Source organism: Nitrospira sp., assembly GCA_005116745.1.
In the GTDB taxonomy this organism is placed as follows: Bacteria; Nitrospirota; Nitrospiria; order Nitrospirales; family Nitrospiraceae; genus Nitrospira_D.
This window is the reverse complement of the sequence record SWDS01000004.1, coordinates 1-19,675: the sequence shown is the minus strand read 5'-3', so window position 1 is coordinate 19,675 and position 19,675 is coordinate 1. Positions and strand designations below refer to the sequence as shown.

Below are 19,675 nucleotides of genomic sequence, written 5' to 3'. Positions count from 1 at the left end.
TCTCTGTCTTCATCATTCATAACTACTGCATCGTAAATTTTCGAATGTAGTGGACCAGCGCCCACATCTGTTCCTCAGAGAGCTTTTTCTTGTATCCGGACATCTCAGTCGCCTCCGGATCACTCCCGTTCGCGATGATCCAGAAGAGTTGCCCATCCGGGATTTTCTCCATCACGTTTTTGTCCCGATAATTTCTCGGTTTGACATCCAATCCTTTCGTGGCAGACCCTTTCCCATCGCCCTTGTCCCCATGACATTTGCTGCACTTGTTTTCATAAATGCTCGGAGCCTCCTGCACCACCTCTGAAGTCGGCGGTATCGGGTTCGACGTCTTGAGGACTTCCTCCGGAGCAACCGGGGTCTTAAAATCTCCGGCGATGACTGCTGTCGGCCACGCCATGATCACCGCGCCTAACACTGAAAGGCTCAAATGTCTAACATTCATGTTGTCCTCCCTCCTTATGGACACCTCTATTGATCGTTATTAAAGAAGAAGTCCGCGGTGCCTATTCCAGGTCGAAACTTCCCGATTGCCCTGGCACCAGATGCAGGCCACCTCTCCTTTGTTTGGCGTGCATGGGCTCGTCTCGGTCGGGCATGTCTAGAGAGAGACAGAGCAATCCCTGCACGGGATACGATCATTTTCAAACATGATCACCCCACACGCACCAGTCCAATCACGCTTATTTGGCTTAGTTGTCTCTTACGCGGATCGATGATTGGCGCTACGTAAACACACCAGGCATGACAAGACACCTCTGAGATAATGTCAAATGTTGGGTATGCAGCCTTTAGGGAATAGCGCTTTCTGATGGGACGTTGAAATGGATGCCTTCAGCCCAGAGATACACGTAGGTCTTCGACAGGTCCCGTATCGCCCACTGGCGGTGGTCTTCCTTCCAGGACTCCTTCAGTCGCTGGATCGTCGTGGCGGATAACCCGGGGGCATCCTGTCCCAGAAGACTGGTGAGCACGGTACTGAAGTCTCCCGTGGAGATCCCCCGGAGGTACAGCCACGGCAACAATTCGGCCAGACTTTTGGTGCGCCGCAGGTAGGGCGGAAGGATCTGAGATGAGAACCGGATCGCTCCCTCCCGGTCTCGCACGCGGGGCGCCGTGACGGCGACGTCCCCCAGCCCGGTCTGGATCGTCCGTTCCGGTAAATAGCCATTCCGCACCACCCGTTGACGGTTGTTGCCGTCTTTCAGTGGCGCATGGCGGTCCAGAAACTCCTGCACTTCCGCTTCCACAGCCTCCTTCAGCATTCGTCTTGCCCCTTCCCGCAACACGTCGGTCAAGGCATCCGACGCCGGAACAGGAATCCCTGGATTCGTGAACTCGTTGACCGTCTTCGTTCCCACGGCGTCTCCTTCCAGTATGTGCCACACGATTGATGATCCTGGGCGACCATCAGCATACGCCGCGTCCCTCATTCCCTCCATACCCAACAATTAAGCATAACTCGACACCTCTACGGTTAGTACTGATCAACACATGCTTGGAGTATCTACACGCAAGTGCGATGCCGCGCTGAATGCATGCGTGACGCACATCACGAATATCGACGTACGATCTTAATACTCTCAAGGAGTTACGAGTCCATACATCCACGAAGGATGTGAATACCAGGAAGATACGTAGAGCATTTCGCGATACGACTATCGCATGGCAAGAACTACAGCCGCACACCAGGATCGAGCGATACACACACCGTCAGTTCACAAATCGAAACGGGTTCACGATTTTCACTATTGGGATTACTATCCCAATTTTATAACCGCTTACGTATTCCAGGGCGGACACCCAGCCAGAAAGAACCGTGCCGAACAATGCGTGCGCGTTGCTGCTCCACAACATGTCGGGAACTGCATACACCAGAACAACCGCTCCATACACAACCGCGAGACCGTCATGAACATTTCCCGATTGACTTCAATTTTCAATATGGGATAATTTTCCCATATTGCATATCCGCAGTCTCACAGGCAATGATACGTACACAGTCCCGCCTGACGTGTGTATACACTTCGAATGACGCGCACGAGCGTGCAGCCATCGCCTTGGGAGCAAAACAATGGAAGAGCCAGAACCGCTAGGCGCGCGCGTGAGATGTAGATGTAACGGAGAGGAGAACTTGCCCTGAAAGGATGGACGCAGTAAGCTATCAAGGCCCGACCTCCATCGGACGTTCAAGCCAAAGCATCGGCGGACCGATCTTCTGCAATTGCAGATGGCAGCTAGGACTATTTCCGTGAGTCACTGATGCAGGACGAGCCTCGGCAGGAGCCTCTCTGCTGGAACGTTCGAAGTCGAGGTCCGAAGAGGAGACGATCTGCCCTATATCATGATTGTCACTGCGTCGGGAGACGACTAGGGGCGGACAGTTAGCCTCCCATGGAATCAGCAAACAGGGACCGTTGAATCCCCGCAAGGCAAGCGAGCGCCGGTTGAATTGACCATTGTCGGTTCGGCGTGATCCTCTTCTTCTCTTTCGAACTTCACTTTCGTCGCATTCACAACCCCGTCGACTAACGGACCGTTTACCACCAGGCGAATGCCGACTTGAACGTCGCTCGGGGTTCCGCCTTCGAATACTGTCCCGGGACTTGTCTGTACACGGACAATGCCCATCGAAAAGTCGCTTAAATCACGTACGTGGGTCACAAATGCTTCCACTTTGGCGTTCTCACTATCCTTTGAACCCAGCGTTTCTGGCCATACGAGGTTCGCTTTCATACGAACGCCGGACGAACCTGGGTCTCCAGACGACACCTGGTCTCCTGTCGCATCGACTAACAACCCGTTCCAATCATCGCCGCTTATTTGGCCCGGCATGTCGTTCAACCTCGCATCGCTGTACTCGATGGTCAGGGCGCCGATCTCGAAGGTTTTTTGAGCAGCATTGTGGTTCTTGATGAAACCTTTGACCTCATAGTCAGGAACCTGCGTGTTCATATCGAGAGTTCTCAACTCTATGAACGTTCCCATGATCGCACCATCCCCCGTGACAAACCCGCTGACCTCTACGAGATCTCGACCTGGCATGAGACTGAGAACATTACGTCCAGGAATACTGGCATCGACAACCGTCGACGTCGTTATGGCGACGGTCTGACCCAAGTCAACCAGGCTTGACCCATCCGAGGCTACCGATTGCACGACCCCTTCGACCGTATCCTCGTACAGCAATGTGTTCGCCGCGCGCTGCAGCACGTCATGTGTATCGTAACGCTCCGTTACCGTCGCGTTAACACGCACCAGCATCCCCTTTTTGAGATCAGTGAGGCTGCCGGATTTCCCATCGACCATCATCGACGTACTGCCGGTCTCGTACTCGTATCCGGAGACAAACACACTGCCGAACCCGGTGATTGCCCCAGAAACTACCGACGCGATCTGGCCTGTCCCACCGATCCCACCTCCGGCTTGTGGACCCGGACCGCACGATGCCAGTAAGAGGCACAGGGCGATCGCCCCAAGAAAGTTTTGATCGAGCTTCTGCATTATGACGAGGGATTTATTCAGGCTGAAATCAGTCAGATCGTTCTTGTTCTTCAAAATGATAGATCCCTAGCCCCACGCGCACGCGACCGCTCCCCTTTGATGCTGGGTTCATATCACGATCCCGATGAGAGAGCCACCGATCGAACTTCTCTAAGAGTTCCTGTCCTTCTGCAGACGCCAGCGTGCGAAATTCCTTCGCGGTCTCTAACGAGACGTTGTCATACATGACCTTGCGTTGGAACCGAGGCTTCGACGGCTTCAGATGGACGTTATGATCGATGGTTGAAATAAGATCAGCAGTATCGGCTCCAAGTACCTGCAATTTTTCAGCCGAACCTTTCTGAGGAACGTAGCCGCGAGAGAGCAGACAAATTCGCCCATCTTTCAATTGCTTCACCGCACCGACCCGTAACAACTCATCCAACAAGGCCCTCACCGGGATGTCTCCACTGTAGCGTTTCACCAACACACTGAATGAAGCTCCCCGCCCCTCCATTCGAAGTGGTCGAGGATGGCCCTTTCCATCTCCGAAATCGGAGTCCCGGATCCAGCCGGTGATCACTCGTGAAGCTCGATGGTACTCTTCATTTATAATGGATCGAGAATGAGGCGGGAGCGTCAAGATCCGTTGCACTTCCTTGCGCGTCAATCCACTGAGGATCGCGATCCGCGACACCGTCTGCTTCTTACCATGAATTCCAAACTCAGCGTTTGCAACCTCCACGTAGACCTGCTTGGCCAGCTCGGCGAACGTCCGATGGGACACATTGTTCCGAAGAAGAATCCGCACCAACGGTCGAAGAAGCTGGAGGGTGGCGCTAGAAAGTGCTTGTCCGTGCTTGGACTGAGCCATATTGAGACTGAGCCTTAATTTAAGGGGGGAGTATACAACCTCCTTAGGTTCTCATTACAAGTGCGTTGTAATTGCATGTGCGGCAGTCGCAGCCTGGAATAGCGGGACATTGCCATGCCACAGCCACGTTGCACAGACGTGAGTTTCAGAACTTGTCCATGATTGAAGGCATTTCCGTGTGAACACGAATGAGCGTCTTGCCGCGGCAATCAATATATGGCAAGGTTCGAAGGACAATTGAGATGAGACAGCATTACGTTCGTCGGGACACCGATCATCGATGTAGCCGACACTTGGTCGCAGTCTTAGGAAAGGAAGGTGCCGTGATCCACAAACTCCTGCCTGCACAGATCAACGTACTCTTGATTGTTATCCTAGTGCTCACCGGTTGCGCCCAATGGAACTATCAAGACCTGAGCGACCCCTCACGGGATGTATGGCAGAAACCACAAGGGGTCGTTGAAAAACTGTCCCTCGCGCGGGGAGCTCGGGTGGCAGACTTGGGTGCCGGCGGAGGCTACTTTACCTGGCACCTGGCTAAGGCGGTCGGGGCCAGAGGAACGGTCTATGCCGTTGATATCAAGGAGAGCTCGATCAACATGATCATCAAGGAAATGGTTTCCCGAGGGACCCCGAATGTCCGACCGGTCCGGGCCGAGCCACACAATCCAAGACTTCCGGAGCCGGTCGACCTGGTATTCAGTTGCGATGGCTATCATGACATAAACGATCGAGTGGGCTATTTTCGGTCCCTCGCCTCATCGCTACGACCGGGCGGTCGCGTCGCGATTCTCGATTTTCATCCTCGAGGGTTCTTTTCCGATATGTTTGGGTACAGAACCCCGAAAGAAGAGGTCCGACGCGAAATGGAAGCCGCCGGCTATCAGCTTCTGAACGATTACGATGTCGTCGACAGCCAGCACTTCCAGATTTTCGCGAAGGCAGAGCGGTAGGAGCCAGTTATTCTAGGTGCACGGCTCGGTCACAGAGGTTTTGACCAAGCTATCCCTTCCTACGTCTCCATCATTTCTAACCGAGGATCAAACTCGTGTCCGCAGGCCGTGCACCGGATGCAATCTGACTCCACCGTGAATTCGTCGGAACGGATACCCATGCCGCCACAATCCGGACACCGGGTGAGGTGAACTTTCTGATCATTCACCGTTTCGTATTGCACTCCGTGTAGACAGTACACCGGTTTCCCGTAAAGCAGCCATGATTTGCCTGCATTGTCGATCACGGGCAAGACGAGGTAATGATGGTTCACGTAGTCCTCTAGCTCGCCACGACTCGTGAAACCGTCTTTGATCAGTTTGCCGGACACTGCCTCGTACAAGCCACTGCCGTTCACGATCACTTTGGTCGGTCCCATCATTGCACCTCCCCGATTGACGTGAAGCTGGTTAGACCACACCTGAATAATAGCGGAGAATATTGGAGACGGAAATCACGCCGATAATTTGGCCGTCCTGCGTCACGGCCAGATGCCGGGTTGCTTGGTCTTTCATCATGCGCACGGCATCAATGATCGGACGATCACCTTCGATGGCCACGACCGGCTTGCGCATGCACGTCTTGACAGGAGTAGTGTTGGGATTCACCCCGTTGGCCACCACCTCACGCGCCAGCGTCGAATCCGTGATGAAGCCGACATAGGACTGGTTGTCGGTCAGGAGGAGTGAGCCGAGCTTCCACTTCTGCATGAGCTGCCCCGCTTCGCGCAGAGTGGCCTCCTGTGAGAGACTCCGGACTTCCGCCGACATATGCTCTGCGATCTGTGGCCCGATGAGAGTCCGCCCAACTTTCTTCTGTTTCGGCTCGGCGGCCCGACGCGCTTCGAGCTCCGACACGCAGCTTTCCAACACCCGATACCGTTGCAAGAGACTCTGCCGATGGCTGTCCATGCCGGTGCCTTCCGGCGCCTCGTCCGTCATATTCACCAACCCGCCGGCCTCGCCCAGTTCGGCGTATTCATACGCATGCAGCATGTCGGAGGCCTGCCCTAGTAGATCGCCGATCAACCGTTCAGTTTCCAGATCAAATTCCTCCAGACTGCGAGTCGGCGTCCCCTTGCCCAAAAACTGGGCCAGTTCAGCCAACTGCTTTCGCATCCGTTCAATGCTGCGGTCGAGGGAAATCCGTGTCGATTTGGGAATGGTGCGCGTCGTAGTCATGGCACCTCCTTAATGAGGTAAGACTCTAGATAATACCTCCATCAGAATGAGCGAGGCAAGCCTGTTCGGTCTGCCCGTTTCCTCGTGCGAATATATCTCTATCTGCGACCTGCGACTAGGACGAATGCAAACGAAAGACGCGCACATGCCCCACCGGCAACCGCTGGTGTTGAGGCACAGGTCAAAGGCAACAAGCGACTCACGAGCTCAAAATAAGGTAGGATGTGAAAGACGAATCTCCCGAGGACCCTGCATGAGCGACACCGATCCACAGGAAACGCGCGAATGGCTCGACTCCCTCGAGTACGTACTTGAGCAACACGGCATCAAGCGGGCAACGTATCTGTTCGAACGGCTTCGGGATCGACTGGACGAACGCGGTGCTCAGGTCGCCCAATCGGTCAACACTCCGTACGTCAACACAATTCCCACCTCTCGACAACCGCCCTACCCAGGCAACCTCGAACTAGAACGCCGAATCCGCAGCCTGGTCCGCTGGAATGCCATGGCGATGGTCGTCAAGGCGAACCAAGAGCGTCCTGGCATCGGCGGGCATATTTCGACCTTTGCTTCGGCAGCCACCCTCTATGAAGTGGCTCTGCATCATTTTTTACGCGGCAAAGAGGGACCGCAAGGCGGTGACCATGTCTATTTTCAAGGTCACGCCGCGCCGGGGATCTACGCCCGCGGGTTCGTCGAGGGACGTCTCCCGGAGGAAGCGCTCCACCACTTCCGTGCCGAACTGGCCCCCGACGGACGGGGTTTGTCGTCCTATCCACACCCCTGGCTGCTCCCCGACTACTGGGAATTTCCCACGGTCTCGATGGGCCTAGGACCGATCCTGTCGATCTATCAGGCGCGCTTTAACCGTTACCTGCAGGACCGCGGCATCAAGGACACGAGCCAACAACGGGTGTGGGCCTTCGTCGGCGACGGCGAAACCGATGAACCGGAAAGTCTCGGCGCCCTCTCACTCGCCTCCCGCGAACGGCTCGACAATCTCATCTGGGTCGTCAACTGTAATCTTCAACGTCTAGACGGTCCCGTACGCGGTAACGGCAAAATCATCCAAGAGCTGGAAGCCATCTTCCTCGGCGCCGGATGGCATGTCATCAAGGTCATCTGGGGCAGCGACTGGGACCCGCTGCTGGCAAAGGACAACGAAGGCCTGCTGGTCAAGCGGATGGGCGAGGTCGTGGATGGCTGGTATCAAAAGTATGTGGTGGAAGGCGGCACCTTCACACGACAGCATTTCTTCGGTGCTGATCCGCGACTGCTCAAGCTGGTGGAGAGCTATTCCGACGAGCAGATCCACAAGATGCTGCGGGGCGGCCACGATCCGCGAAAACTCTACGCCGCCTACAAGGCCGCCGTGGAGCACGAGGGACAACCCACTGTGATCCTGGCTAAGACAATCAAAGGCTATGGCCTCGGCGAGGCCGGCGAAGGTCGCAACGTCTCGCATCAGCAGAAGAAGATGAACGAACAGGAGCTGCGCGAGTTCCGCACAAGGTTCAGCGTGCCGGTGCCGGATGAGCAACTGACGTCGACCCCGTTCTACCGGCCGCCAGCCGACAGTCCCGAGGCGGCATACCTTGCCGAGCGTGTCAAAGCGATGGGCGGTCCCATCCCGGAGCGGCGCGTCAACGTCGAATCGCTCGAGACACCGGCGCTCGACCAGTTTAAGGAGTTTCTCGAAGGGTCGGGGGAGCGTTCGGTCTCCACCACAATGGGGTTCGCCCGAATGCTGAGTCGCCTGCTCGGCATGAAGGAATTCGGGAAATATCTCGTACCGATCATTCCCGACGAAGCGCGCACCTTTGGACTTGAGGCGCTCTTCCGGCAATACGGCATCTACTCGCACGCCGGCCAGCTGTATGAACCGGTGGACAAGAGTTCCCTTCTGTACTACTTCGAGGCGAAACACGGCCAGATTCTTGAGGAAGGTATTACGGAAGCGGGTGCCATGTCTTCGTACATTGCTGCTGGCACCGCCTACGCAACACACGGCGTCAACATGATTCCGTTCTACATCTTCTACTCGATGTTTGGGTTTCAACGGATCGGCGATTTGATCTGGGCCGCCTGCGACATGCGCACGCGCGGCTTTCTGCTGGGCGCCACCGCGGGGCGTACGACGCTGGAAGGAGAGGGCCTGCAGCATCAGGACGGACAGAGCCACCTGTTTGCCGCCGCCTATCCGACGATTGCAGCATACGATCCGGCCTTCATGTTTGAGCTGGCGGTCATTCTCCAGGATGGACTACAGAGGATGTACCATGATCAGGAAAACTTGTCCTATTACATCACGCTCTACAACGAATCCTACCCGATGCCGGCTATGCCGCCGAATGTGGAGGAAGGTATCCGAGAAGGTCTGTATCGATTCCGATCCGCACCGGAACGAGCCAAGCACCGCGCACATCTCCTCGCAAGCGGTCCGTTGGTGAACGAAGCGGTGCGCGCACAGGATCTGCTCTTGCGCTACGGAGTGGCCTCCGATGTGTGGAGCGTGACGAGCTACAAGCGGCTGCGGATGAGCACGCTCGAGGCCGAGCGCTGGAATCTGCTGCACCCAGAATCAGCACCTCGTACAAGTTTCCTGCAGCGGACCGTTGGGGAGTTCGATGGCCCTTGCGTAGCCGTCAGCGACTATGTGCGCCTGGTTCCGCAGCAGATTGCGCCCTGGATTCCCGGCGGGTTACTCGCTTTAGGAACGGACGGTTTTGGCCGGAGCGATACCCGCAAGGCGTTACGGCGCTTCTTCGAAGTTGACGCCGAACATCTGGTCGTGGCAACGCTCTATACGCTATGTCGTCAGGGAGCCGTGGCGGCGAACCTGGTCACGCAGGCTGCGCGTGATCTCGAGGTTTCGACCGATGGAGAGGCCCCTTGGCACCGGTGACCGAGACCGGCTATTCATCATGTTAGGAATATGACATGAAAGTCGAGCTCCCATTTCTTGCGGAAGGTATCGAAGGCGGCGACGTTGTCCAACTGCTGGTGCGCGAGGGCGATCAGGTGAGCGAGGGACAATCGCTCATCGAGCTGGAGACCGAAAAAGCCACCGTGCCCGTGCCGGCGCCCACCGGAGGAACTGTTGCCCGCCTCCTCGTTCGCCAAGGCGATCACGTGAAGGTCGGACAGGCGATCATCGAGCTGAACGAAGCTGAGGGTGAGGCGCAGAAGGCTGCGACCTCGGCGCTGGGGAAGCCGGAGTTGGCGCCAGTCCCACAGACCAGACCGACTACGCCACTGCCGGCACCAGATCGACCGGTCGTGGAGCAGAAACCTGCCGTGGTCAGTCCACCGTCAGCGGGTACAACCATCCCAGCCCCTCCATCCGTTCGTCGGCTCGCACGGGAACTGGGCGTGGACCTTTCACAGGTCAAAGGATCGGAAGCCGGTGGCCGAATCACTGCTGAAGACGTGAAAGTCTTCGTGCGGGAACGGAGCACACGCGGCACCACCCCGGGCGTAGGCGGGAATATCTTTTCCACCCCCTATGGGTCTGAACGGCGAGAGCCGCTCTCGTCAACCCGTCGGAAGATCGCCGCGAACATGATACAAGCTTGGACGACCATCCCGCACGTTCATCAATTCCAGGATGCCGACATCACCGATCTCATGGCGCTGCATAAGCGGTATGCGCCTGAATTTAAAAAGAAAGGCGCCACGCTGACGTTGAGCAGCCTCTTCCTGAAAGCGATCGTCCATGCACTCAAACTATACCCGCAGCTGAACGCAACCCTCGATCTCACCAACGGCGAGGTGATTTACAAGGACTATTACAACGTCGGCGTGGCAGTCGACACACCGGCTGGACTGATCGTGCCGGTCGTTCACCAGGTGGACCAGAAAGATCTTCTCCAAATTTCGCTGGAGCTGGCCGATCTCGCCGAGCGAACCCGCAAACGAGAAATCAAGTTGGAAGAGCTGCGCGGAGCGACGTTCACGCTCAGCAACATGGGAGGGATCGGTGCCGGTCCGTTCCTGCCGATCATCAATCCGCCTCAAGTCGGCATTCTCGGTGTCGGTAAGGCTCAGGTGACGCCAGTGTATCGTGAAGGCCAGTTCGTGCCGCGCCGGGTACTGCAATTGTGCGTGGCCTATGACCATCGGCTGGTCGACGGGACGATCGGCGCACGCTTTATCAACGAGATCGTCAAAGTGCTGGAAGATTTCCAGGGCATGTTTCTTGGGCTCTAATAGGCTTGGTGGAATGGCACGACAAGCAGCGCGCTGTTATCAAGCTAACGATTCATGTTTGACATTGTAGCCGGGGATTCGATGGCTCCCTCTCGAGTTGATGTGGCGGTGATCGGCGCCGGTCCAGGCGGCTATGCAGCCGCGTTCCAGGCTGCAGATCTCGGCTTACGCACGGCGCTGATCGATGAGGATCCACAACTGGGTGGGACCTGCTTGTTGCGCGGTTGTATTCCCTCCAAAGCCTTGCTTCACGCCGCTCGCTTACTCACCGATGCTGAAGAAGCGGCTGCCTGGGGCATCCATTATGATAAGCCACGGGTGGACCTGGAGGCATTTCGCAACCGCGCGCACGCGATCATCGGCAAACTGACGAAAGGCGTGCGGACCCTGGCAGGTAGCCGGAAGGTCGAGGTCATCCATGCGCGGGCCATGTTCAAGGATGCGACGACCTTACAGCTCTCCGGCACCGCCGGGTCGCACGAACTCTCATTCGGTCATGCGATTCTCGCGAGCGGCTCGAAGCCCGTGATCCCGGCTGCGCTCAGGCTCGACGATCTACGCGTCATGGATTCCACGAGCGCACTCCAGTTGCCTGATGTCCCCAGACGCCTGCTGGTCGTCGGCGGTGGCTACATCGGCCTCGAGTTAGGCACTGTCTATCAGGCGCTCGGCTCCGAGGTCACAGTGGTCGAAGCGCTGCCGCGCCTGTTGAACGCCGTCGATGCGGATCTCGTGCGACCGCTCCATCAGCGCATGCAACGCCGTTTCAAGGCCATCAAGCTCAACACCACCGTGAAAACACTGGATGCGGTGACGGAAGGTCTGGCGGTGACCTTCGTAGATTCTGAAGGAACCAGCACCGAGATGTTCGACCGCGTGCTCGTTGCCGTAGGACGAAGACCCAATAGCGACCAGCTTGGACTCGAGCACACAAAAGTTGCCATCGCACCGAACGGCTTCGTGCAAGTCGATCGGCAGATGCGCACGACCGAACCGACCATCTACGCGATTGGCGATGTAGTGGGAGAGCCGATGCTCGCCCACAAGGCCACGCATGAAGGGCTGGTCGCCGCCAGAGTGATCGCCGGACGACCAGCAGCGCTCGATGCGACGGCGATCCCAGCCGTCATCTTTACCGATCCTGAAATCGCCTGGTGCGGACTGACAGAAGAAGCGGCCAATGGATCTGGACAAGCTGTGAAGGTGGCGCGATTTCCTTGGGCAGCCTCGGGGCGCGCGACGACATTGGGCCGCAACGAAGGCCTCACCAAGCTCGTACTCGATGCGGACTCCGGACGCGTCCTCGGCATGGGGATTTGCGGCGTCGGTGCAGGCGAGTTGATCGCCGAAGGAGTCCTAGCAGTCGAGATGGGTGCAGTCGCAGAAGATGTGGCTTCCTCGATCCATCCACATCCGACGTTGAGCGAGACCATCATGGAAGCGGCTGAATCATTCGATGGATCACCAACACATCTCTTCATGCCGAACCGGTCATGACATGCGCACGTTCCGGTTGCTCGATCTGACCCTCCCTTTTCCCGCCGAGAATCTTGCGCTGGATGAAGTATTATTGGAAGAATTGGATGAGCGGGGTGGAGCTCCTATGCTTCGATTTTGGGAGAGCGATCGTCCGTTCGTCGTGTTAGGTCGCGCCTCTCGCGTGGCCGACGATGTCGATCTTACCACCTGCGAAAAAGACGGCCTGCCTATCCTGCGACGCGCAAGCGGCGGCGGGACCGTCTTGCAGGGCCCAGGTTGTCTCTCCTATGCCGTTGTGCTGCCGCTCGATTGGCATCCCGACCTCGCGAGCATTCGCACTACCAATCGATTTATTCTGGAACGGATAGCCGTAGCGCTTCGTCAATGGGAGCCGACCACGAGCTTTCGAGGGATTAGCGACCTCGCAATCGGCGACAGGAAGATTTCCGGCAACGCGCAACGACGAACCAGGCACGCACTGCTCTTTCACGGGACCATTCTGCATGGCATGAGGGCCGATCTTGTCGCACGGTATCTCAAGCACCCCTTGCGACAACCGGACTACCGTTCGGACCGACCTCACAGGATGTTTTTGCGGACACTCAATGCTCCGCCTCAGGCCATGAAACAAGCCATTGCCTCCGCATGGAACGCCATGCCGATGGACCATGAATGGCCCAAAGTCCGCATGCCGCGCACCATCGCGACCGTGCTCACACGGAGCCTGGAAGACCCGTAACAGGAGCAGGATCATGAATGCCGCCACGGTACTCGTGCGTTGTCCTGAGAATAAAGCAGTCCGCGTCATCTTTGATCTGCCGGGCGAAGAGATCCTGAGGTTCAGATTTGGGAGTCGCCCGGCGTGACCTGAAGAAAAGCGAGTTGATCGCTAAAGTGGATCCAACGTTGACTAGAACTGATTCCAGAGCATTTGATTGGAAACTTCGTGATGAAAGAGCACTTCAGAAGCCTTCACGATCGTACCAAGTTCTTTCGGGGATCGATCTGCCACTAACTGCTTGAAGCTGGAATATTTCTGTTTGCTGTCCTCGCCAAGAATGTCGGTGATAAACTTCGACTCATTAAACAGCACGATAGCGTCATTGATGCTACTCGGAAGGAATCGTGCGCGGTCGCCTGCTGTTTCTTGCTTCTCCAAGCGCTCCCCTTCAAAGCCAGTCTTGAGCATCGTGTACAGCACAAGGTAGGGATTCGCATCAGGAGCGACCGAACGCAATTCGATACGGGCCGTCTTTTGATTCGCCATCGGAATGCGGATCATGGAGCCGCGATCGATCGCTGAGACCTTGATCTGGTTCGGTGCTTCAAAGTGCGGATCGAGGCGGCGGTACGCATTCACCGACGGGTTAAACACCAGGCAGATCTCTGGCGCATGATTCAAGAGTTTGAGAATGAAGTCCCAGGCCACATCGGAAAGCCCATTTTTCCCCTTCACGTCGTGAAAAATATTCTTACCATTCTTGCTCAGCGAAAAGTTGGTGTGCATGCCGGATCCATTGATCCCGACGAATGGCTTTGGAAGGAACGTCGCCGTGTGCCCCATGGATCGAGCCACCTGGCGGCAGATCAGCTTGTACAACTGCACGTGATCCGCAGCGCGCACCACATCGGCATAGGAAAAGTTCATTTCGAACTGTGACGGCGCGACCTCTGGATGATCTTTTTCATTCTTGAAGCCCAGGGCGCGCTGTGCCTCCGCCGACTTATCAATAAACTGACGGAGCGTGTCCAGCGGGAGTGAGTGATAGTACCCACCCGTTGAGATGAGCGTAAACCCGTTCTCACCGTACCGTTGCTCGGCATTCTGCCCTGCCACAAGGAAGCCTTCAATTTCACTGGCAGCGTTCGCTGTAATACCCTTCTTCCTGAGGCCCTCCGTATAGGATTTCAACATCCCGCGGAAGTCGCTGTGATACGGCGTCCGATCGCTATTCAACACAGACGCAAAGAAAATCACCTTCCCTGCGCCAATCACATCGGCCGGAAGATATCGGATGGAGGACCAGTCGACGGCAAGACGCAGGTCCGACTCATGTTGTGGTGTGAACCCACGGATGGACGACCCATCAAAGGTCAGATTGCCCAACGACTCCAGCAGGTACTTCTTGTCGTAATCGAGCATATGCAGTCGGCCTTCGATATCGGAGAAGCATAAGGTCACGGCCTTGATGTGCTTTTCCTTCTTAAGCCACGAGGTATATTCCTCTTCCAGCTCTTTGGCTCCGGCCGTCTCAGCACGCTGCATTGCCTTGAGATTCATTGCTTCGAGCTCGTCATACGGCATCTCAAGGAAACTCTTTAGGTCATCGGATGTACGTTTAGCCATGGTCTTCATGAATATGATCCTTCTGAATTTCCGGAAATACACCAGCGCCGAAACCCATTTCGTAGCGCATGTCGGTCGAGCGTGCTTGGTTCGTGCTCACCCCATCTCTATCTCTACGGCTCATAATTTTCAACAACCTGTGGCGGGCGAACTTCCGCGTCGTTCGGGTCAAGGCCGACCTCACGAAGGGCGCGTCGCTGGCGCAAGAGGTCCCAGCACTGATCGAGCTCAACCTGAACTTGCTCGAGCCGCTTGCGATCGGCTTTGGGATGTGCCCTTTGCTCGTGTAAACGATGTTCTTCTGCAACAAGGCGTTGAATATGATTGAGGACCGGCTGATCTTCGACTTGATCGTCCATCCTGAATCCTCCAACGCAACGTGATCGGAACCGTCACGTTGTGATGTTACGCTCACCCGAAACTGCGGTCAACTGATGTTCTAGCCAACGTGTATTCCCCGGCGCGCTGCGAGAGGTCCAGCACCAAATGGAAGCTGCCGGCTATCGACTTCTGAACGATGACGATGTCGTCGACAGCCAGCACGTCCAGATTTTCACGAAGACGGACCGCCGAGGAGGCTTCCCCGCCTCCTCAGCGTCACCCCTCAATCCTTGATCAGATGAGTCGCGTGCGTCACGGCGGCACCGGCTCTCAAGGCTGCCGCGACAAAACCGGTTTCAGCCAGCTCCTCCTCACTCGCTCCAGCCTTGCGGGCCGCATCAGCATGGATCTCGATGCAATAGGGGCACTGGGTGGTCAAGGCGACGGCAATGGCCATGAGCTCCTTGTACTTCTTAGGAATGGCGCCATCAGCTAGCGCCGCCTTGTCGAACGCGACAAAGGTTTGCCACGCTTCGCTGGCTTTAGACCCAAGCTTCGGTAGTTTCTTGATGTTCGTCATTTCATACATGTGCAATCTCCTTCGTGTGATGAATGAATGAGTCGTCTTAGTTCAGGCCTGCCGGGACACCGCCAGCTATATCCCATTTCGATACGTCGACTTACACTCCTAACCTGTCTGGCTCGATTCAACCGATCGGCCCGCGGCACAACCATGCGGCGGGCCGATCATGCTGAGCTTAGAGTCCTCTTGGACTTTTCTCTTGAATCTGCGTCCAATTGGTATTCGCCTTCTTGATATGGCCAGAAATGTCTTTTTCCCACTGGCCTTGAATCCCCTTATCCAAGTTTAGGTAGAGCACCCCCTCCACAATCTTCCAGACCTCCGGATCAGAGACAAACTTCTTGCCAACGGCCACGCCATAGGCACAGTAGCCCCCGAAGGCCGGTAGATACTTGCCGGGGTTTTCCGCAAACATCTTCTGATGTTCTTCACGGGCAAAGGTATAGGTGACGCCGTCATGCTCCATCACGTGATACCCCGAGCCCCTCACCGCCTTACCGTCAGTAAAGTAGGCGACCGGGTCGTACCCACTCAAGCCCGGGGTGCTGTGTCGTACGTCAGCGGCGAAGGACTGACCAGCGCCAAGGCCGAGGACCAGCATAAGGCTGAGAAGAATCTGTCTTGTGAACCTCTGCATGAGTTGCCTCCTTGTGAATTGATGTGAGAAACGCTTAATGGCTTGTCGTGCAGGCGCCCCATTTATTACGGAGAACGGCACACCAATTTCTGAACGACGACAGTGATGCTAAGAGAACTGCGTTATGAATGGGACGAGTCGAGGGCCCGGCGGATGCGCTCTTTGGCTTCAGCCGACAGCTGGGGCTGTACTGTCGGCTCTGCCTCGCTGTGTGGCGTGCGTCGCAGGAGATGGCGAAGAAGTACCAGCTGGCGCTGATAGCTCTTGCAGACCTGACACATCCCAAGATGGACATGCATCCGTATCCGCGCGTGCCACGGCAACCGATGGTCCATGGCGTCGGAGAGCAATCGAGCCATCTCCTGGCAGGTCGAGGCGAGAGGTGGAAACCAATTCATGGACGTGCTCCCTCTCCGGTCTGACCGAAGTATCGAACAGACAAACAGTTGCGAAGCTGTTTTCGCGCGCGGTGCAGCATCACGCCGAGGTTCGTTTGAGTCAGGTGTAACAGTCGGCAGATCTCGTCCGTTTCCATCTCGTCCACCTCGCGGAGGGTGAAGACTTGCGCCGTGCGGGACGGCAGCTTGTCGAGACAGCTGGCCAAGGCGTCCCAAAATTGCTTCCGCTCGAGCAATCCATCGGGATTCTCCGGCCAGCTCGAACCGGCCCCAGCCTCCGGCTTCCAATGACCGTCCACCACGAAATCGTCGTCGCCAGAGGGAATGTCGGAGGGATCGCCCTCGCGCAACGGCTCACGAACGATTCGACGAAAATAGTCGACGATCTTGTGTTTGATGATGCCCACCATCCAGCGACGCTCAGCCGTCGGGCCACTCTCACGATGGGTCCCCTGAAGAGCGGCAAGAAATGTCTCCTGAACCAGATCTTCAGCCACCGTTGAATCGCGGACACGCACGAGGGCGAACCGGTACAAATAGTCTCCGTGTTCGTCGATCCAGTACCGTGAGTTGACCCGAGAGACATCGTCCATATCGGTGGAAGATTCTTGTGAGCGATCTAATGCCATGATAACGATGGGTCGGTCATGCTAATCCGAGTCTCGGATCGAGTGCAATGTTGATAGTGGTTGTCGGTCACCGCATGAATTTCTTACACATCTCTTCGGCATGAGATGAGACTGGCCCCACATGGATTATCAGCGCAACCGACTAAAAGGACGATGCCCACGAAGAATATCAGGCACTTACACGTGTAGTTCAAGCCAGTCCTGGCGAACAACAGCTCGATGTCGATTTTGACCGGTTCGGACGACTATCTTAGGGAGGCAGCCGATGGCCACTAGCCTATAGCGTATGGCCCGGACGAGCACAGCGATGCCAGCTTCTGCAAAATGCTATACGCTACGACCACAATGTTTACATCACTGACAGGAGGGGCAATATGGCAAAGAACGTACAGAAACGCAAAGCGAAGAACTCGAAAATTCCGGCAAGTATCTGCTGGTTCGAAGTACCCGCCGATGATTTGGGACGGGCGAAGAAATTCTACGGGTCGTTGTTCGGTTGGAAGTTTGCCAAACTACCGGCTGCCGTACAGAACTATTGGCATATCGACACCGGCGGGAAAGATGCTTCACCGGACGGAGGGGTTTTCCCACGCATGCATCCGAAGCAGACCATCACCGTCTATGTATCCGTGCCGTCGGTCGACAAGGCCATGGCCAAGGTTAAGAAACTAGGAGGAACCGTCTGCACGGGGAAAACGGCAGTGCCGGAGATGGGTTATTTCGCAATTTGTGCGGATCAGGAAGAAAACGTCTTTGCGCTATGGGAACCGAACGAACGAGCCAAGTAACTGGAAGCATTGATTTACCTCATATACACCCATCGCCCTAGAGGCCATATGAAATATCTCTGCCTCGTGTATCTCGAAGAAAAAATCTTGAATGGATTTCCAAGCCATGAGCGGCGTGCGATCTCGGATGAAGCGATGTCCTACTGCGGGAAGTTACAGAAAGCTGGCCAGTTGCTTGCCGCCTCCCCCCTACACCCAGTGGAGACAGCCACGACCATACGAGTCCGAGAAGGCAAGACATCGACTACCGATGGGCCCTTTGCCGAGACGAAGGAACAGTTAGGCGGGTTTCTCATGATCGATGTCCCGGACCTAAATGATGCGATCCGTATCGCTGCCCATTTTCCAGTTGCTCGCTTCGGCAGCGTGGAAGTCCGTCCAATGAAGGAATTGGGGTGCGCAGACTAACGGTCGTATGAATGACGACACATCAACAAGAGCCCGCGTCAAGATTGACGAGGTCTTCCAGTCTGAATCGCGGCAGGTGCTTGCCACGTTGATCCGGCTGCTCGGTGATTTCGATGCAGCTGAGGAGGCCTTACAGGAAGCCTTCGCGGTTGCGCTGGAGCAATGGCCACACGACGGCATCCCGGCCAATCCCCTGGCCTGGCTCGTCTCCACCGGACGGTTCAAGGCCATCGACGGCATGAGACGACGCGCTCGCTATGATGCATCGTTGAACGAACTCGCCAAACACATCGAGACCACCACCAGCGATCCATTGGAACAGACAGACGAGCCCATCGAGGATGACCGCCTGCGCCTGATCTTCACCTGTTGCCATCCGGCCCTCTCACAGGACGCACAACTCCCCATGACGCTGCGCGAGGTCTGTAATCTGACAACGGAGGAAATCGCCCGTGCCTTCCTCACCAAACCAACAACGATTGCGCAACGAATTGTCCGTGCCAAAGCGAAGATCCGCGATGCGCGCATCCCCTACGAGGTTCCTCCACCATCAGAGTTGCCGGAACGCATTGAGGCTGTCTTGCGCGTGGTGTATTTGGTGTTCAATGAAGGGTACTCAGCATCATTCGGCCCATCGCTCACCAGAGCGGATCTCTCCAGTGAAGCAATTAGGCTGGGGAGACTCCTCTTACAATTGCTCTCTGACTCAGAAGTCATGGGACTGCTCGCGTTGATGCTCTTGCACGAATCGCGAAGAGCGGCGCGAACCTCGGCCAGCGGTGATCTCGTGCTGTTAGAGCAACAGGACCGGTCATTGTGGAACCACGATCTTATTAAAGAAGGTATCACCCTCGTCGAACGGGCACTCGCATCAAAACGCATCGGCCCCTATACTTTGCAGGCCGCCATCGCCGCTGTCCATGCAGAAGCTCCCAGCGCAGGAGAAACGGACTGGGCACAGATTGTCGCCTTGTACGATCTCCTGTTGCGAACGGAACCTTCGCCCATCATCGAGTTGAACCGGGCGGTCGCGGTTGCGATGCGCGATGGACCAGCCAAAGGCTTGGCGTTGGTCGATGCGCTTCTGGAGCGCGGTGAGTTGGCCCAGTATCATCTGGCACACGCGACACGGGCTGATTTCTGTCGTCGTCTGGATAGGAAGGCCGATGCCCGTGCCTCATACGAACGTGCGCTTGCTCTCGCGAAACAAGAGCCGGAACGACGGTTTCTGGAGAAGCGGCTCGCAGAAATACAGTCTAGGGCATAAGCATAGTTTGGATCTTCAATGGGAGGGCGGTTTCAAGTTCCAAGTGCAACGGGTGAATGAAGGCGCCACTGCGCGTAG

The 19,675-nt window shown here is 56.3% G+C and carries 19 protein-coding genes and 1 pseudogene; 8 read left to right on the top strand and 12 right to left on the bottom strand.

The annotated features are described in order from the left end of the window. Positions 1-22: 22 nt before the first annotated feature. The 4 genes from E8D52_05270 to E8D52_05255 form a co-directional block, all read right to left on the bottom strand. Complete coding sequence (locus E8D52_05270) at positions 23-445, bottom strand: c-type cytochrome (protein TKB69651.1); 423 nt, start codon at positions 443-445, stop codon at positions 23-25. Positions 446-791: 346 nt separating this feature from the next. Continuing rightward, positions 792-1,442 carry a hypothetical protein gene (locus tag E8D52_05265; GenBank protein TKB69650.1) on the bottom strand — a complete coding sequence of 217 codons (651 nt, stop codon included), beginning with the start codon at positions 1,440-1,442 and terminating at the stop codon, positions 792-794. A 958-nt stretch (positions 1,443-2,400) separates the two neighbouring features. After that, positions 2,401-3,558, bottom strand: a complete 1,158-nt coding sequence (locus tag E8D52_05260) for a hypothetical protein (GenBank protein TKB69649.1) — start codon at positions 3,556-3,558, stop codon at positions 2,401-2,403. Then, entirely contained in the window at positions 3,533-4,357 is an 825-nt protein-coding gene (locus E8D52_05255) for a hypothetical protein (protein TKB69648.1), read from the bottom strand. The genes E8D52_05260 and E8D52_05255 overlap by 26 nt, the downstream gene beginning before the upstream one ends. 188 nt (positions 4,358-4,545) lie before the next feature. Here E8D52_05255 and E8D52_05250 point away from each other — a divergent pair, with 188 nt between their 5' ends. Next, a complete protein-coding gene (locus E8D52_05250) occupies positions 4,546-5,310 on the top strand; it encodes a methyltransferase domain-containing protein (protein ID TKB69647.1) in 765 nt (254 codons plus the stop codon). A gap of 59 nt (positions 5,311-5,369) precedes the next feature. Here E8D52_05250 and E8D52_05245 read toward each other — a convergent pair whose 3' ends face one another. After that, positions 5,370-5,732, bottom strand: coding sequence for a hypothetical protein (locus E8D52_05245; GenBank protein TKB69646.1), 363 nt, complete (start codon positions 5,730-5,732; stop codon positions 5,370-5,372). 28 nt (positions 5,733-5,760) lie between these two features. Next, complete coding sequence (locus tag E8D52_05240; GenBank protein ID TKB69645.1) at positions 5,761-6,531, bottom strand: CBS domain-containing protein; 771 nt, start codon at positions 6,529-6,531, stop codon at positions 5,761-5,763. Between the two features lie 253 nt (positions 6,532-6,784). Here E8D52_05240 and aceE point away from each other — a divergent pair, with 253 nt between their 5' ends. The 4 genes from aceE to E8D52_05220 all read left to right on the top strand — a co-directional run bounded on the left by aceE (position 6,785) and on the right by E8D52_05220 (position 12,958). Next, a complete protein-coding gene (aceE, locus tag E8D52_05235) occupies positions 6,785-9,436 on the top strand; it encodes a pyruvate dehydrogenase (acetyl-transferring), homodimeric type (protein TKB69644.1) in 2,652 nt (883 codons plus the stop codon). A gap of 35 nt (positions 9,437-9,471) precedes the next feature. After that, positions 9,472-10,740 carry a 2-oxo acid dehydrogenase subunit E2 gene (locus tag E8D52_05230; GenBank protein TKB69643.1) on the top strand — a complete coding sequence of 423 codons (1,269 nt, stop codon included), beginning with the start codon at positions 9,472-9,474 and terminating at the stop codon, positions 10,738-10,740. An 81-nt stretch (positions 10,741-10,821) separates the two neighbouring features. Beyond that, positions 10,822-12,237 (top strand): dihydrolipoyl dehydrogenase, encoded by a 1,416-nt coding sequence (gene lpdA, locus E8D52_05225; GenBank protein ID TKB69642.1) that lies wholly within the window; start codon positions 10,822-10,824, stop codon positions 12,235-12,237. Next, a complete protein-coding gene (locus E8D52_05220; GenBank protein TKB69641.1) occupies positions 12,197-12,958 on the top strand; it encodes a lipoate--protein ligase family protein in 762 nt (253 codons plus the stop codon). The genes lpdA and E8D52_05220 overlap by 41 nt, the downstream gene beginning before the upstream one ends. 171 nt (positions 12,959-13,129) lie before the next feature. Here the strand turns inward: E8D52_05220 and E8D52_05215 are convergent, their stop codons facing one another. The 6 genes and pseudogenes from E8D52_05215 to E8D52_05190 form a co-directional block, all read right to left on the bottom strand. Beyond that, positions 13,130-14,566, bottom strand: a complete 1,437-nt coding sequence (locus E8D52_05215; protein ID TKB69663.1) for a glutamine synthetase — start codon at positions 14,564-14,566, stop codon at positions 13,130-13,132. A 113-nt stretch (positions 14,567-14,679) separates the two neighbouring features. Next, a complete protein-coding gene (locus tag E8D52_05210; protein TKB69640.1) occupies positions 14,680-14,925 on the bottom strand; it encodes a DUF2630 family protein in 246 nt (81 codons plus the stop codon). A 245-nt stretch (positions 14,926-15,170) separates the two neighbouring features. Continuing rightward, positions 15,171-15,476 carry a carboxymuconolactone decarboxylase family protein gene (locus tag E8D52_05205; GenBank protein ID TKB69639.1) on the bottom strand — a complete coding sequence of 102 codons (306 nt, stop codon included), beginning with the start codon at positions 15,474-15,476 and terminating at the stop codon, positions 15,171-15,173. A 169-nt stretch (positions 15,477-15,645) separates the two neighbouring features. After that, positions 15,646-16,107, bottom strand: coding sequence for a YHS domain protein (locus tag E8D52_05200; GenBank protein TKB69638.1), 462 nt, complete (start codon positions 16,105-16,107; stop codon positions 15,646-15,648). A gap of 233 nt (positions 16,108-16,340) precedes the next feature. Further along, positions 16,341-16,466: pseudogene (locus E8D52_05195) on the bottom strand (zf-HC2 domain-containing protein). Between the two features lie 35 nt (positions 16,467-16,501). Continuing rightward, positions 16,502-17,098, bottom strand: coding sequence for a sigma-70 family RNA polymerase sigma factor (locus E8D52_05190; GenBank protein ID TKB69662.1), 597 nt, complete (start codon positions 17,096-17,098; stop codon positions 16,502-16,504). A 410-nt stretch (positions 17,099-17,508) separates the two neighbouring features. Between E8D52_05190 and E8D52_05185 the strand changes: the two genes are divergently transcribed. Genes E8D52_05185 through E8D52_05175 form a run of 3 tightly spaced genes read left to right on the top strand, consistent with a single transcriptional unit; the run spans position 17,509 to position 19,597 of the window. After that, the gene (locus E8D52_05185) at positions 17,509-17,922 is read left to right on the top strand and encodes a VOC family protein (protein ID TKB69637.1); all 414 of its coding nucleotides are present in this window, start codon (positions 17,509-17,511) and stop codon (positions 17,920-17,922) included. A 48-nt stretch (positions 17,923-17,970) separates the two neighbouring features. Next, positions 17,971-18,330, top strand: a complete 360-nt coding sequence (locus E8D52_05180; protein TKB69636.1) for a YciI family protein — start codon at positions 17,971-17,973, stop codon at positions 18,328-18,330. 7 nt (positions 18,331-18,337) lie between these two features. Then, positions 18,338-19,597 (top strand): RNA polymerase sigma factor, encoded by a 1,260-nt coding sequence (locus E8D52_05175; GenBank protein ID TKB69635.1) that lies wholly within the window; start codon positions 18,338-18,340, stop codon positions 19,595-19,597. The last annotated feature ends 78 nt before the right edge of the window (positions 19,598-19,675 follow it).